Here is a 14,382-nt window from a genome sequence, read left to right on the forward strand (position 1 = left end):
TTCGGAGGGTTCTCGGTTGTCGTTGGCAGTTTTCGCCGCCACATCACCATTCTCCACGACTGGAGCATCCGCGCCCGCACCACCCGTCTCCCCCGCCTCCTTCCTCCGCGCCGCCAGCACCGCCCGACTCGCGATCTGCCGGATCTGCCCCGCCAGTCTGAGAATCCGCCGCTTCCAATCGTACACCCCGCGCGCGTACTGGCTGTCCGTGACGACGGATGACAGCCAGAGCGCATCCATCAGGGCCAGCATGCCGTCGAACTCGCCGATGATCGCCAGGTACCGGATTGCCCGTGGCGAGGTGATCTGCACCTCCACCGTCTTGGCACTGGTGTAGCCAATGGTGGCTTCGATCCCGTTGCTCTCGGCGACTTCCCGGAGCCGCCGGGATTCCTGGCGCAGATCTCCCAGTCCTTGGTCGATCAACGCATCGACGAGGGCGTCGACTTCCTGCGCCTGCGCTTCCGAACCAATGAAGCGCAGCACCACGCTCAGCGAGAACAGCGCGTTCGCGCACATCTCGTAGCCGCGGTCGAAGACCTGCTGCGCATGCAGCGAACTCAGCACGACCTTCTGCGTCAGGAATGGCCGGCTGTTGTCCGGTCTGACCGACGGAATCTGCGTCGATGCGCTGCGCTGCCTCTGCACCATGGCGTGTCTCCGGTGGGGTTGCCCAACCGCAGCGTAGCGATCGCGTCGCGGCGGCGATCTTCGAAATGCGATCCCAAGCGGTGCTTTTCGTCCTCCGGCGATGCCGACGACGACACAGAATCAGCCATCTCTCGTTCCGCTTAGGCCGATCGAAGTGAAGGTAGCTGGCCTTCTTCACAAACAGCATCTTCTCCCAACCCCGGCGGGGTCGCCCCGTCAGGACACGGCGGCATCCCTGCCTTCATGATCAGGAGGCACCATGCCCTCGTTGAACCGAGTCACGCTCATCGGCCATCTTGGCGCCGATCCCGAGCTTCGCACGACCCCGAACCGCGAGACGATCGCCACGATCCGGCTCGCCACGACCGAGACCAGCCGCGACAAGTCCACCGGTACGCGCAGGGAAACCACCGAATGGCACCGGGTGATCTTCTTCGGCCGCCTGGCCGAAGTCGTTGGCGAGTATCTCCGGAAGGGCGCGCCGATCTACATCGAGGGGCGCATCCAGACCCGCAAATGGCAGGACCAGGCGGGTCAGGACCGCTACACCATCGAGATCATCGCCAGCGAAATGCAGATGCTCGGCGCTCGCCCGTCCGCGAACGATGCCCCAGCAGGTCAGGCCCAGCGTCGGACCCCGAGTACGCCAGCCGATGCGCTAACCACACCGACGTTCGACGAAGTCGCGCCGATCGAGCCGTTCTGATCCGCGCATGACTTCTTTCACCCACCGGGTGGTCCGTCTCCCCGGCCGGGAGCAGACCCCCATCCCACTGCAGGAGTGCTGCTGATGGAGCGCGTCATTCTCGTTCTCGCCCTCTTGGCGGGGTTGCATCTGGTTCTCTCCTTTCTCCGCTGGGTGGTGCAGATCTTCCAGGACTGGCTTCTCCAGAAGCCCGGACCGACGGTCACCCCAGAGCCGGTGCAGGAGAACACGACCGACTGGCAGCCGTACCACCGGCCGGCCTGTCAGCGCCGGAGTCGGACTGACCCCGGTCCGGCAAAGAAGGGCGATGCGTCGTTCGAAGTCATCGCCTGACCTCTCATCCCCGTGCGGGGGCATCGTCCCCGTTGCCGGGGAGGTTGCCCCCTCTTTTTTTCTGGAGGCATCTCATGACACTCGTTCTTGTTGCTTGTTGCATCTCCGGCTGGATCCTCAGCCGTCCGATCGTCCGGGCTCTGGGGCTCTGACCATGGCGCTCGATCCCGCACTGGACGAAATCGTCAAGTCCAACCCCATGCTCGTTCGTCTCTTCAGGGCGCTGCCGATCGCTCCGGCCTGTGATCTCCACCAGAGACTCCAGGCCGGCCGCACCGATCCGGAAACCCGCAAGCTGCTGCGCAGGGGACTGGCCCTTTCGCAGCAGGGACGAACAGCAACCTGAACCCCGCCCCGGCTCGCCGGGGCTTTCCCGAGCGCGTTCGTCGAGCGCCTTCCGGAAAGCAGCCTTTGAGCGAGCGCCGTGGATTCCCATGCGCCCGAGCAAGCTGCGGTAGCTGGCCGCACGAAACAAGCAGCAGTTCATCCACCCTGCCGGGGACGCTTTCCCCGGCAGGGGCAGGTGACTCCGGCCTCTTCTTCTGGAGGCACCATGCATCCGAGACATCCCGGCCTGCTGCACATGCCGGCCAAGCAGTACCACGCCGATCAGTCGATCGGACACTCCGGCATCCTCCGGATGCTCAAGAGTCCCGCGCATCTGCGCGAAACCCTCGACCATCCGCCGCCGCCGACATTGGCGATGGCGTTTGGTAGCGCGGTTCACGCGTACGTCCTCGAGCCGGATCGCTTTACCGAGGAATTCGTGGTGGCCGAGAAGTTCGATCGGCGGACCAAGGAAGGCAAGGAAGCGGCTGCCCGGTTCGAGGAGGCCAATCAGGGCAAGACGGTGATCACCCCCGAGGATCGGGCGACCCTGAGCCGGATGCGCGCTGCCGTGCTCGCCCACCAGGGCGCGGCCAGACTGCTCGAGCAGGGAGAAGCCGAGCTGTCGGCCTTCTGGACCGATGCCGCCACCGGCATCGCCTGCCGGTGTCGTCCCGACTGGTTCAACGAGACGGCCATCGTCGATCTCAAGAGCTGTCTCGATGCCAGCAGCCGGGGCTTCTCCCGTGCCATCGCCAACCTCGGCTACGACGTGCAGGCCGCGTTCTACGTCGACGGCATCAAGCACGTGACCGGCAGGGATCTGCCCTTCCTCTTCGTCGCCGTCGAGAAGGAGCCACCGCATGCCGTCGCCGTGTATCGGGCCGACCCGGAAATCATCGAGGTCGGTCGCAGAAAGTACCAGGCCGCGCTGCAGTTGCTGCAGTGGTGCCAGGAGTCCGGCAGCTGGCCGGCGTACCAGCCGGCGGGGGAGGTCGAACTGATCTCCCTGCCACGCTGGGCCGCCAACGCCGAAGCCTTCGCGTTCGACGCCGCCTGAGCGGCCATTTCCAGTCGTTCATCCACCCCGGCGGGGAACCAGTCCCCGCTCCGGGCGGCATGGTGTCTCCGCCTTTCTTCCTTGGAGAAAGCCATGTCACAAACCTTGCGCAATCTGCAGAAATCCCGTCAGGGAACGCCGGCCAACGCGGTGTCGTTTCCGGTGATGCTCGAAGAGTTCAAGGGCGAAATCGCCCGCGCCTTGCCCCGGCATCTCAGCCCGGAACGCATCGTTCGGGTGGCGCTCACCGCCTTTCGCCTGAATCCGAAACTCGCCGATGTCGATCCGCGCAGCATCTTCGCGGCCGTCATCCAGTCCAGCCAGCTCGGCCTCGAAGTCGGCCTGATGGGCGAAGCGCACCTCGTCCCGTTTGGCAGCCAGTGCCAGCTCATTCCCGGCTATCAGGGCCTGATGAAGCTCGCACGCAACAGCGGCCTCGTGCAGGATATCTACGGTCATGAGGTGCGGATCAACGACCGCTTCGACATCGTCCTCGGTCTCCACCGATCGCTGATGCATGAACCGTTGAAGCAGAACGGCTTTCCCGCTGCCGACGACGAGCGCGGCGCGATCGTCGGCTTCTATGCCGTCGCGGTCCTCAAGGATGGCACACGAACTTTCTACGCCTTGTCCAGGGAGCAGGTCGAGCAGGTTCGTGACCACTCCCGCGGCTACCAGATGGCCAGGAAGCTCCGCAAGGAGAGTCCGTGGGACACGCACTTCGTCTCGATGGGCCTCAAGACGGTGATTCGCCGCTTGTGCAATCTGCTGCCGAAATCACCCGAACTGGCGATGGCGTTGGCGATGGATGAGCTGAACGAGCGCGGTGAGACCCAGAATCTCGGGGTCGCCGAGGCCATCGATGGATCCTGGGCACCAGTTCTTGACGAGCAACCGGATGATCCCGGCCAGGCGTCCGATCCGGCGCGCGCGTCGACCCGCAAACCACTCGCCGATCTACTGACGGGCATTGGGCAGGCGTTATCGCTCGAGGCTCTGGACGAGGCGTACGCGCAGGCGGAGGACGCTGTCGCCGGCGACGATCTCGAACGGCTGCTGCGCGCCTACCGCAGCCGCAAGGCTGCGTTGACGCCGCCATCGTCACCATCGTCGCCGATCCGTGGCGTGGTGAACAACGCGTCGGCCTGACCATCTCGTCCGAGGTGCTCACCGTTCCCGGTGAGCACCTTTGGACGCTCACAGCGGAGACGGCCATGCACGCGGACGACGAGACGATGCCGCGGCCAGCGGCGTCGGGACGGAGAGAAGGAGTGCGAGCCGAGAGACATGTCGTGTGGTCCGACGAAGACCTCGTCCGTCTGCACGGACATCTCCTGGAGAAGTCCTTGCACGATCTCTTCGATGCGCGGGTGTCCGTCGCCACACGGCGGGAGATTCTCGCCTGGCTGCGCGCGCCCAAGGAGCGCTCGGGCGCCTTCTCGTACCGCACGTGCTGCGCGTTGTTTGGCCTCGACTCCGACGAGATTCGCGAGCGGGTGCTGGCGTGGCATGCGGATTGCCCTTCTGGCTGATCAACCCGTTGCACCAGACCACCTCGCGGCACACGGGAAGCGCGGCACGCCCTGGGGACTCCAGCCTGACCAGGCAGGGGGTCGCCGGGGCATTTTTTTCAGCTCACTGAAGGGCCAGGCGGTTGGTGCCATCCGCTCGCCAGCGGACAGCCGTGCGAATCAACCGGCTTCGACGCGCGCGCCGGTGCCTGATTCCGGCTGGTCAGCGTGGCGTAGTATCCTTGTCGGACAGAAGCCTTGCCGCTCCGACCACAACGGGCTGCAGCCGTGAAAGGCGCGCCTTGACTCTGGGTGTGTCCATTCAGGCTGGTCGCGGCAACTCCCGAGGATCCTTGATGACCCGTGTTCACCATCTGGCCGCCTGCATCCTGCTGGCGGCATGGAGCCTTGCCATGGCCGTTGAAGAGCCGCGATACCAGTTGGTCCGCGCGTACGAGGCGTTCGAGTTGCGGCGCTATGAGCCCTATCTGGTAGCGGAAACGGTCGTCAGCGCAGCACCGGACGAGGCGGGGAACCAGGGTTTCCGGATTCTGGCCGGATACATCTTCGGACAGAACAAGGGGGCGCGCAGGATCGAGATGACGGCGCCGGTGGCTCAGGCTCCGAGCCGGATCGCCATGACGGCACCGGTGGCACAAAGCCCCAGTCCCGGTGGCTACGTCATCCAGTTCACCATGCCGCAGGAATGGACACTGGAAACGCTGCCGGAGCCGCTCGATTCGCGAATTGCCCTGCGCGCGATGCCCGTCCGAACGTTTGCCGTCATCGGCTACTCTGGGACTTGGTCACAGAGCCGCTACGAGGAGAATCTGAGGAGGCTTCAGGATGCCCTGTCAGAGGCTGGCCTGCCGTGGCATGGTGAGCCGATCTGGGCTCGTTACGACCCACCCTGGAAGCCGTGGTTCTGGCGACGCAACGAGATCTGGCTCGAGGTGGACTGAGCGAGGTCGACTGCCGACGGTGCCCTGGATCGTCGCGGCGCAGTCGATGTGTCGCACCGGGGCGCGATCGTTGTCGGTATCGATGCCTCAGCGGTAGGGCGTGACCACCACGCCTTCCGGGTCTGCGCGGCCCTTCAGTTCGCCGACCAGCTTGGCCTGGCGCCCTTGATCTCGTAGATCCCCACGTGGTCGCTGCCGGTGTCGGCGACGAGCCGTCGTCTGGTGTGGTCGAACTCGGCGTCGTGCGGATAGGACAACTCGCCGACACCGACGCTGCCAAGCGGTTCGTGACGAGGTGCGTGGTGTCCACCTCTTCATGGAGCCGCTTGCCTACCACACCGCGGCGATACTCGTCACCGACGGAACCGGCGCGCGACTGGTGCGCCTCTCAAACCGGAGAGCCCGAAGCGAGTTCTCTGCGCTTGGCTTCGGCTCGGTCGACCACATGGGGTTTCAGGTGCGTAAGCAGGTCCGGAAGGTCGCGATACTCGTACGCGGGCAATAGCCAATGGGCTCTGCGCCGCAGGTCCGGGAACATCGCCCACGGTTCCTGCCCCGACAGGATGATCGGCTGGATCGCCACCACCACGGCCGGTGCGATCAGCGTGAGTTCTTGCTGGACGCTCCTGGGGTCGGTGAGGTCGGCGATGATGAAGCGCGCCATGCGGGCCAGCAAGGTGACGGTATCGCTGATGTCCTGGTTGGCCGCAGGCTCGAAATCGAACACCACGGGTACCAGGTCGAACCGGCGTAGCTCGTCACGCACGGCATCGAGCACACGCTTTCGTTCCGCCGTAAACCGGCCAAGGATCAGCACCACCTTCGATGTCACCGCGTCGATGACGTTGCGGATCTTGCGATAGTTGAAAAGCAGGTAGACGAACTGGGCGACTTCGAGGTCATCGACGGTGACTGTCGGATCGCCGTAGTTGGCGATTCGCAGCGAGTGCTGCCGAGTCGCCGGGTCGACCCTCACGTTCCAGGCCGAGATGCCATAGATGTTGGCGTTCTCCAGGTTGGCACCACCGAGGTCAGCGCCATTGAACTGGGCGTACATCAGGTTGGCGTCGCCGAGGCTGGTCCCTCGCAGCGACGCGCGGCGCAGGTTCGTGTCGCGCAGGTTCGCCTGGTCCAGCCGGGCCCCATCGAGGACGGCGTCCGTCAGGATTGCGGCTTCGAGATCAGCACCCGTGAGGTCCGCACCCGCAAGGTCCGCAAACTCGAGGAAGCAGCCGCGAAGCGACGCGCCGCGAAGATCAATACCGGCCAGTTGCGCTCTGGCGCCTTTGACCAATGACGGCGTGTCGAAGTCGGAGAACAGACCATAGAGGCTCAGGCGGTTGAAGTCCGGCCGCTCCTCAGGATGTTCCCGCCGCCAGTCGTTCCAGGCTTCGACGCTCCCCAAGCTCGACAGCAACGCAAGTGATTCTCTCATCGTACTCTCGTTCGGCGGCGACCCCGCCTTCAGCCTGTTCAGGGCTCGTTGCCAGCGCCGCACCGTCCCACGGCAAAGCCGGTCTTCGCCATCAAGGATAGGAAATCAAGCGGACTATCTAAAAAGTATGGCTGACGCCGGGCGCAGCTGTCAATCGCCGACTTGGGCCGGCAGGCGTCGCGATTTGCAGAAAGTACCGCCGAATCGCCCCCCGACTGCGCAGCATTGCTGACGTTGAACTGGAAAGCCGGACTGACCCCGGTCGACTCCACGCCGGACTGCCGAAATCGATCCGTTCCGGCCACATCTTGGCGCTCACGATTGACGGCGACTGCGTACCATCATCCCCGTTCTCTCCCCGCAAGCTTTCCCCGGCGCACCCGCCGGGGCTTTTCGGAGGGGGTCCGCCGGGCCTCCTGCGACAAGCCGATCGAGTTTCGTTCCCGCACCGTAAGGGCAGGACCGACGCGTGGTAGCTGACCACGAGGAAACAACCAGCAGCATTCACCCCGCCGGGGAGCGTATCCCGGCAGGGATACCTCCAGTCTGCGCGGAGATTTCCCACCCACCCGGCCGGCCGGGACCTTGCGAAGGCTCCCGGTCTGGGGTGCTTCGGAAGGCCCGGTCGGGACATTCCATGGAGGCACCAATGATGAATTACGAGTACGACGCGGCACGCGTCAAGGACGACGCCCGCGGGCGTTGGGCGTCGATCCTGCAGGACCTCGCGCCGACGCTGACGGACGCCGTGGGTCGGCAAGGGAGACATGTTCCTTGTCCGGTGCACGGCGGTCGCGACGGTTTTCGGGTCTTTCGCGACGTCGACGAAACCGGCGGCGGGGTCTGCAATACCTGCGGCTACTTCGCCGACGGCTTTTCCCTGCTGATGTGGGTGAACGGCTGGGAGTTCGGCAAGACCATTCGCGCCGTCGCCAGCCACCTCGCAGGAGTGCGAGTTCCCCACGTCGTGCCGCGCGCATCGCTCGTCGCGCACCACTCTGGTCCGGCGGATGATGCGGTCCAGCGTGACCAGCTCAACCGAACCTGGCGAGAGTCGCTGCCACTCACCCATCGGGAGGCCGAGCCGGCCCGTCTGTATCTCGCGCGACGCGGCCTCGCGGTTCGCGTGCCTCCGGCCCTGCGTTTTCACCCCGAGCTGGGGTACTACGCCGACAACGGTCTCGTCGGGCGCTATCCGGCGATTCTGGCGCAGCTGAGCGGGCAGGACGGCGATGCGCTCACCCTGCATCGCACCTACCTCACGGTCGATGGCCAGAAAGCGCCGGTCGAGGCACCAAGGAAGCTGATGCGCCCACCGCTGGCGCGAGAGCTGGCCGGCGGCGCGATTCGCCTCGTCGATCCCGGCAGTCGCCTGGCAGTGACCGAAGGCATCGAGACGGCGCTGGCGGTGCTCGAGGCCACCGGCATACCCGCCTGGGCCACTGGCAACGCGCATCTCCTGGAGACCTTCGTTCCGCCACCCGGCGTGCATCAGGTCTTGGTGTTTGCTGACAAGGATCGGCCGTCTCGAGAGCATCCTCTCGGTCATGGACAGGAAGCGGCGCGGAGCCTCGTGACTCGCCTCTGGGCCATGGGGATTCGCGCCGGTGCCATCGCGCCCGCAGCCGATATTCCCGAAGGCAGAAAGGGTGTCGACTGGCTCGATGTCTTCAACCACCTGGGCACGGCAGGGTTTCCTGCCCTCGGCAGCGTCGAGCGGGCGTTGACCCGGGCCGCCTGAACCGGAGGACCCCATGTACGGAGTCATCGACTTCAGCCGGATCGATACCCTGCCGGGCGGCTGCGGACCCTTCGCTCCGCCAGCCGGATGGCAGGGCGACTACCGGCAATACCTGCAGGCGCGTTTCGATGACGACATCGGCGTGCGCCAGCAGATCACCGTCGTGAGCCGCATCCTCGTGTGCCCGGCGGGCAGGACCGCGACCCGGTTTCTTGGGCCGCACGCCGTCGCAGCACGCGAGTTTGCCCGGTCCGTCTGGCCGTCGATTCAGCGCAACTGACGCAGGACCCATCGCCGGCCGCGGCCGGCTTCTTCATCCCACGGGGAGTGTATCGATCCCCGAAGGGGACGGTGCCTTCCCGCTTTTCACAGGAGGTACCATGTACGACCAATTCGCACCGTTGCTCGAACGGGCCCTTACCGAGCCGGGAATCATCAGCGCGGCCTACCGCCGCTTCCACCGCTTCAGCATCGGCAACCAGATTCTGGCAGCCATCCAGCTCGATCGAAGAGGGCTACCGCTGTCACCGATCGCGAGCTTCGGCCGCTGGAAGATGCTCGGCCGCTCGGTGCGCAGGGGCGAGAAAGCCCTGTCGCTGTGGATGCCGATCGCGGTCAGGCGCCGGCCGGAAGAGCCCTCGGGCGAATCCGGCGATGCTGACGAAGTCTGCATGCACTTCCGGCTGGCGCCACGCTGGTTCAGCCTCGAGCAGACCGAAGGCGAGGACTACAGCGAGCCGGTGGAATCACCGGAGTGGCACGCCGAAACGGCGCTGGCCGCCCTGGACATCACGCTGGAGCACTTCGACTGCCTGGACGGCAACGTCCTGGGCTATGCGGTCAGTCGCCGCATCGCCGTCAGCCGTCTCGCCGAGTATCCCCACGCGACCCGGTTTCACGAGATGGCGCACGTGCTGCTTGGCCATACTCTCGCCGGCGACTGCCAGGATGCGACAGCCATGCCGAGAGATCTCCGGGAGGTCGAAGCCGAAGGCGTGGCCTACCTGCTGTGTTCGATCCTCGATCTGCCGGGGCGCGAGGAGTCGCGAGGCTACATCCAGCACTGGTTCCAGGGCGACAAGCTGCCGGAGAAAGCGGCGCAGCGAATCTTCAAGGTCAGCCAGCAGATCCTCGCAGCCGGCCGGCCGCAGGCCGACCAGCCGTAAGCCAGCCAGTCAACCGATTGACCCCGCGGGGCGTGCCATCGTCCCGCAAGGGGAGGGTGCCGTCCCGCTTTTCCCATTGGAGGCACCCAAGATGAAACAGACCAGCGACCGCGAACTGCTCACCATCCTGCTTGGTGAAGAAGCGCAAGTACATGAAACACACTCCCTCGCCGAGTTGTTCGGCTTGCGCCGGATTCGGCCGGGCAAGACGTTGCGGGTGGCGGAAGAGCCTTTCTCCTATGCGCTGCCGAGTCGGTTAATGGCGGCGCGCGAACTCCTTCGCCGCGCATTGGCCGAAAGCCTTGCCGACGCGCCCGGGATGCTGGCTTCACCTGGAGCGGTGCGCGACTACCTGCGGCTGTTCCTGGCGGGGCAGGAGTACGAGAGCTTCCTCGCGCTTTGGCTCGATGCCCAGAACCGGCTGATTGCCGGCATGGAGCTCTTTCGCGGAACGACCACTCAGACCTCGGTCCATCCCAGGGAAGTGGTTCGTGCCGGGCTGAAGCTCAACGCGTCGGCGGTGATTCTGGCGCACAATCATCCCTCGGGGGTTGCCGAACCGTCACGAGCGGACGAGCTGCTCACGAGTGACCTGAAGAACGCGCTGGCGCTCATCGACATCCGCGTACTCGACCACTTCATCGTGGCCGACACGACCGTGATGTCGTTCGCGGAAAGAGGCCTGATCTGACCGCAGGAAAAATACCCGCCCTCGTGCGGGTATTTTTTTGGCCGATCACGGGATCGCTGGGCCTGTCCAGATGTAATAGACCATTACGTTTCTGCGCGGTAAACGTAATCCTCAGCGAATTCGGCCGGAGAAGATCACCGTCCCATAGAAGACCGCGTCGTGGGGCAGTTGAATGATCGGTGTCGGCCAGGCGGGGTTGAGGGTCGTGAGAAAACGGCCCTCGGACGTCACCACCAGGCGCCGGAAGAGGGCGGTCGTCCCGTTGAGAACCACGACATCCTTGCCGTGCGCAGGGGGAGCGGCCGGGTCGATGAACAGGATCTCGCCTTCGCGGTAACCGTCGTCGGCCCGCATGGCGTCGCCGAGCACAGGGAGTGCGAAGGTCTCGTCGCTGTGCTCGATCGGGCACGCCAGCCAGCCCCTCTGGTCCGGTTTGTCCGATGAGTCGGCGGGCAGCAGATCTTCCCAGGCCCGAACCGGTACCACGTTGCGGTTGAGCATGCGCGCGGGGATGGGCTCGTGACCCGCCAGCTGGTCGGGCGTGACACCGAGGACGGCCGCGATCTTCTCGAGCGTTTCCCTCCGCGGCTGCTTGGCCTTCGATCGCTCCTTGAGGATCCGATTGATCCCGGGTTGCGAGACGCCCGAGCGATTGGCGAGATCGGTTTGGTTCAGACGATGTTTGCGCATCAGCGCTTCGAGGATTTCCGCCACCGGGTTGAGGCCGGCGGTGCTCCCGTCATCCATGTGGGTCATGAATCATGCTCCAAAAGGTTGCATTTCGGTATTATTGTAATATACAATTCTCCGGTGTGTCCATCTTTCTGATTTCTGATCATGGAAATGCGCGACGTGCAGAAGATCAACCGGCAGTTCCTGTTGCTCACGCGACAACTGGCACGGGAGGGGAGAGCAGCCGAAGTCATGACGGGCTTGCCGCGCGCGGTCATCGACCGCATCGGCTCCCTCGATCTGGATGAGATCGACGAGCTGGCCGAGGCGGTTCCCGTATCGCTCTACACTTTTCGGCTGACGGATGCCGTGCTGATTCGCCTGCTTCAGATGCCGAAGGATGTGAAGGGCACCTACGCCGAAGCGACTCTGGTCTAGCGATCATGCCGGCGCTCCTGGCTCCCGACCAGTTGGAGAACAGCCGCGTGGCTCATGAACTGCTGCGGTTGAAGCTGCGGGTGCCGATCGTTCACTACCTGACGGACATTCATCCGAAGCCGCTCCGCCTGCGCTGGCGGCAGCTTCACGGCGAGAGTCCCCCGAACGGCAAGCTACCGGATTCCGTTCGGCCGTTCATCACCAGCGCCAGGAAGCTCGCCGATCTCTCCACCTTCGTCGCGCTCTACAATCGGCTCGACGAGGGCGATGGCCGGATCGTCACGGCCGCGATGCTCCTGGCGGTGTGGGAGGTGCATGCTCGGCTTGCTCAGGATTGCCTGGACATCAACGCGGCGTGGTACGCGATCCGGGACGTCCGCTCCCGGATCGTCAGCTGGCAGCGGTGCGCGAGGTGTCAGGCGATGTTCATCTACGAGCCGGATGTGTCGCAGGCCCGGTCTTGTCCGTTCTGTCGTCTGGCGAGGGCCTGCGGCTGAAAGGTGGGGGAAAGGAGAGGATTCTACTTGGCCGTTTGCCGGTTCAGCGTTGCCAGCGGCGTCCAGTTTGCCGTGGAATACACACCCTTCGACTGGGCCGCCCTTTTTCTTTCGGGGTCTACGACGGAAGAAATCCGCTGAACGAGCACGCTGTTGCGGGTGACCGGCCAACCGCGACGTTTCCCGTTGACCAGTATGCCGCAGGCTCTGTCCCCGAACTGGCGCCTCGTTGCTGGAAGACGCTTCGTCGCCCTGTTGGCGGCGGTGAGAAACTGCGGAAATCTGGCGGCGGAAAGCGCGGGTCGGCATGGCTGTAAGCGCGAAGATGCCGCGCTTACAGCCATGACCCAGCGTACCCGTGTCAGCGATCGGCACATTGGAGCCACTTGAGGATCGGCGTATAGGGCCCAGCGCATGATCGGCGTAATGGAGCCAGGCCATGATCGGCATATAGGATCCACACGATGATCGGCGTATTGGGGCCACGGGCTCTGAAGAAGTAAGCAACGGGCATTTCGGATTTCACCGATTCAACGCTACCCTCGGCGACTTTTTTCCGAGGGAAGTGATGAGTAAAAGGAAGATCGAAATGCACCACTATCGACAAGCCCTGCTGCGTATGCGGCAAGGCGACTCTGATCGCGACATTTCCCGAAGTGGCCTCATGGGGCGGCGGACAGCAGCCAGTCTACGAACCCTGGCCAGCGCACGGGGTTGGCTCGCCGGCGACTTGGCCGCCCCCGACGATGCGACGATTGCCGAAGGGCTGGCGCCCGCCAAGCGCGCGGCCACCACCGTTTCCAGTCTCGAAGCGCATCGAGAGCGCATCGCGGCTTGGCTGGGTCAAGGCGTTTCCGGCGTCGTCATTCACACGGTGCTCAAGCGCGAACACGACTATACCGGCAGCTACTCGGCGGTACGCCGGATGCTCGGCACGTTGAAACGGGCGATCTCGCCACAGACCACCGTCCGCCTGAGCTTCGCCCCCGGCGAAGCGGCCCAGGTCGATTTCGGTGCCGGCCCGTTCCTGGAGCACCCGGCCGGTGGGCCACGCCGCACCTGGGCCTTCGTCATGACGCTTTGCTTCTCGCGGCACCAGTACGTCGAGTTTGTTTGGGACCAGACGGTGGCGACCTGGCTCGGCTGTCATCGTCGCGCCTTCGAATGGTTCGCCGCCGTTCCGGCACGACTCATCATCGACAACGCCAAGTGCGCCATCATCAAGGCGTGCATCCATGACCCGCAGGTTCAACGCTCGTATGCCGATTGCGCCGAGGGCTACGGCTTCAAGATCGATGCCTGCCCGCCACATGATCCGCAAAAAAAAGGCATCGTCGAGTCGGGGGTGAAATACCTCAAGGGCAACTTTCTGCCGCTCAAGACCTTCCTCGATCTGGCCGATCTCAATCGCCAAGCCAAAGCCTGGGTCATGGACGAAGCCGGCACCCGCCGGCATGGCACCACCGGCGAGGCGCCGATCGATCTCTTCGCGCTTGAGCGTGCGGTCCTTCTGCCGCTTCCCGGCGTGGCGCCGGACCTCGGCGTCTGGTCGCAGGCGACCGTTCACCCCGACTGCCATATCCAGTTCGAGCGCGCCTACTATTCCGTCTCGTTCACCTTGGTCGGCAAGCGTCTCTGGTTCAAGGCCAGCGACGGCATGGTGACGATTTATCATGAGTTCAAGCCCGTCGCCGCACATGCCCGAGCGTTCAAGGCCGGTGAGCGGCGGACCGTCAAGGATCATCTGCCGCCCGACGCCCGAGCCTTCTTTGCCCATGACCGAGCGTGGTGCGTGGAGCAGGCAGTACGGATTGGGCCGGCCTGCGCCGCGTTGATCGAGCGTCTGCTCGCCGACCGCATCGTTGAACGGCTGCGTGCGGCACAAGGAGTCCTGCATTTGCAGAAATCCTACCCCGCCACCCGCCTGGACGCCGCGTGCGCCCGGGCCCTGGCGCATGAGTCGCCGTTCTACCGCACGGTGAAGACGATTCTGGCCGGCGGTCATGACTTGCAGGCCGACACCTGGGCGGCAACCGCGCCCGAGCCCACTCCGCATTCGGGGCGCTTTGCCCGCAATGCCGCCAGTTTGTTTGCGGCATCGACCACGGTGCAGTGAGCGCCGCGCTGTTCTCCATGGCTGAATCCGGCACTCTGCCGTCTTCAGCCACGGCGAAGCGTATCTCCCGCGTCCG

At 64.7% G+C, this 14,382-nt stretch carries 18 protein-coding genes; 14 read left to right on the forward strand and 4 right to left on the reverse strand.

Translation table 11 applies throughout. The features are described 5' to 3' along the window. The coding region (locus JNK99_RS11365; RefSeq protein WP_291852986.1) for a hypothetical protein at nt 1-567 on the reverse strand (567 nt) is incomplete at its 3' end. A gap of 343 nt (nt 568-910) precedes the next feature. Here JNK99_RS11365 and ssb point away from each other — a divergent pair. From ssb to JNK99_RS11400, 7 genes are all read left to right on the forward strand, one after another. Further along, nucleotides 911-1,357 carry a single-stranded DNA-binding protein gene (gene ssb / locus JNK99_RS11370; RefSeq protein WP_291852989.1) on the forward strand — a complete coding sequence of 149 codons (447 nt, stop codon included), beginning with the start codon at nt 911-913 and terminating at the stop codon, nt 1,355-1,357. An 84-nt stretch (nt 1,358-1,441) separates the two neighbouring features. Beyond that, nucleotides 1,442-1,690, forward strand: coding sequence for a hypothetical protein (locus tag JNK99_RS11375; RefSeq protein ID WP_291852992.1), 249 nt, complete (start codon nt 1,442-1,444; stop codon nt 1,688-1,690). A 154-nt stretch (nt 1,691-1,844) separates the two neighbouring features. Continuing rightward, entirely contained in the window at nt 1,845-2,036 is a 192-nt protein-coding gene (locus JNK99_RS11380; RefSeq protein WP_291852995.1) for a hypothetical protein, read from the forward strand. Between the two features lie 207 nt (nt 2,037-2,243). After that, nucleotides 2,244-3,077 (forward strand): PD-(D/E)XK nuclease-like domain-containing protein, encoded by an 834-nt coding sequence (locus tag JNK99_RS11385; RefSeq protein WP_291852997.1) that lies wholly within the window; start codon nt 2,244-2,246, stop codon nt 3,075-3,077. Between the two features lie 93 nt (nt 3,078-3,170). Further along, nucleotides 3,171-4,226: a recombinase RecT gene (locus JNK99_RS11390; RefSeq protein WP_291853000.1), complete on the forward strand. Its 1,056-nt coding sequence runs from the start codon at nt 3,171-3,173 to the stop codon at nt 4,224-4,226. 122 nt (nt 4,227-4,348) lie between these two features. Beyond that, a complete protein-coding gene (locus tag JNK99_RS11395; RefSeq protein ID WP_291853002.1) occupies nt 4,349-4,609 on the forward strand; it encodes a hypothetical protein in 261 nt (86 codons plus the stop codon). A gap of 335 nt (nt 4,610-4,944) precedes the next feature. Beyond that, on the forward strand, nt 4,945-5,550 hold the full coding sequence (locus tag JNK99_RS11400; RefSeq protein ID WP_291853005.1) for a heme-binding protein: 606 nt from the start codon (nt 4,945-4,947) through the stop codon (nt 5,548-5,550). 134 nt (nt 5,551-5,684) lie between these two features. Here JNK99_RS11400 and JNK99_RS11405 read toward each other — a convergent pair whose 3' ends face one another. After that, entirely contained in the window at nt 5,685-5,807 is a 123-nt protein-coding gene (locus tag JNK99_RS11405) for a hypothetical protein (protein WP_291853007.1), read from the reverse strand. A 131-nt stretch (nt 5,808-5,938) separates the two neighbouring features. Then, complete coding sequence (locus JNK99_RS11410; RefSeq protein ID WP_291853010.1) at nt 5,939-6,985, reverse strand: pentapeptide repeat-containing protein; 1,047 nt, start codon at nt 6,983-6,985, stop codon at nt 5,939-5,941. Between the two features lie 649 nt (nt 6,986-7,634). On the opposite strand from JNK99_RS11410, the gene JNK99_RS11415 reads away from it, so the two are divergent. The 4 genes from JNK99_RS11415 (at nt 7,635) to radC (ending at nt 10,583) form a co-directional block, all read left to right on the forward strand. Beyond that, nucleotides 7,635-8,726: a primase-helicase zinc-binding domain-containing protein gene (locus tag JNK99_RS11415; protein ID WP_291853013.1), complete on the forward strand. Its 1,092-nt coding sequence runs from the start codon at nt 7,635-7,637 to the stop codon at nt 8,724-8,726. 13 nt (nt 8,727-8,739) lie between these two features. Continuing rightward, nucleotides 8,740-9,006, forward strand: coding sequence for a hypothetical protein (locus tag JNK99_RS11420; RefSeq protein WP_291853015.1), 267 nt, complete (start codon nt 8,740-8,742; stop codon nt 9,004-9,006). A gap of 100 nt (nt 9,007-9,106) precedes the next feature. After that, entirely contained in the window at nt 9,107-9,892 is a 786-nt protein-coding gene (locus tag JNK99_RS11425; protein ID WP_291853018.1) for a DUF1738 domain-containing protein, read from the forward strand. Between the two features lie 91 nt (nt 9,893-9,983). Further along, nucleotides 9,984-10,583 (forward strand): DNA repair protein RadC, encoded by a 600-nt coding sequence (radC, locus tag JNK99_RS11430; RefSeq protein WP_291853022.1) that lies wholly within the window; start codon nt 9,984-9,986, stop codon nt 10,581-10,583. A gap of 111 nt (nt 10,584-10,694) precedes the next feature. Here radC and JNK99_RS11435 read toward each other — a convergent pair whose 3' ends face one another. After that, nucleotides 10,695-11,339 carry a LexA family transcriptional regulator gene (locus tag JNK99_RS11435; protein WP_291853025.1) on the reverse strand — a complete coding sequence of 215 codons (645 nt, stop codon included), beginning with the start codon at nt 11,337-11,339 and terminating at the stop codon, nt 10,695-10,697. 81 nt (nt 11,340-11,420) lie between these two features. Here JNK99_RS11435 and JNK99_RS11440 point away from each other — a divergent pair, with 81 nt between their 5' ends. From JNK99_RS11440 to istA, 3 genes are all read left to right on the forward strand, one after another. Then, on the forward strand, nt 11,421-11,693 hold the full coding sequence (locus JNK99_RS11440) for a flagellar transcriptional regulator FlhD (protein ID WP_291853028.1): 273 nt from the start codon (nt 11,421-11,423) through the stop codon (nt 11,691-11,693). A gap of 5 nt (nt 11,694-11,698) precedes the next feature. Further along, nucleotides 11,699-12,190: a FlhC family transcriptional regulator gene (locus JNK99_RS11445; protein WP_291853031.1), complete on the forward strand. Its 492-nt coding sequence runs from the start codon at nt 11,699-11,701 to the stop codon at nt 12,188-12,190. Between the two features lie 568 nt (nt 12,191-12,758). After that, a complete protein-coding gene (gene istA / locus JNK99_RS11450) occupies nt 12,759-14,306 on the forward strand; it encodes an IS21 family transposase (protein WP_291853034.1) in 1,548 nt (515 codons plus the stop codon). Nucleotides 14,307-14,382 lie beyond the last annotated feature (76 nt).

This window comes from Accumulibacter sp. (genome assembly GCF_016789985.1).
Classification (GTDB): domain Bacteria; phylum Pseudomonadota; class Gammaproteobacteria; order Burkholderiales; family Rhodocyclaceae; genus Accumulibacter.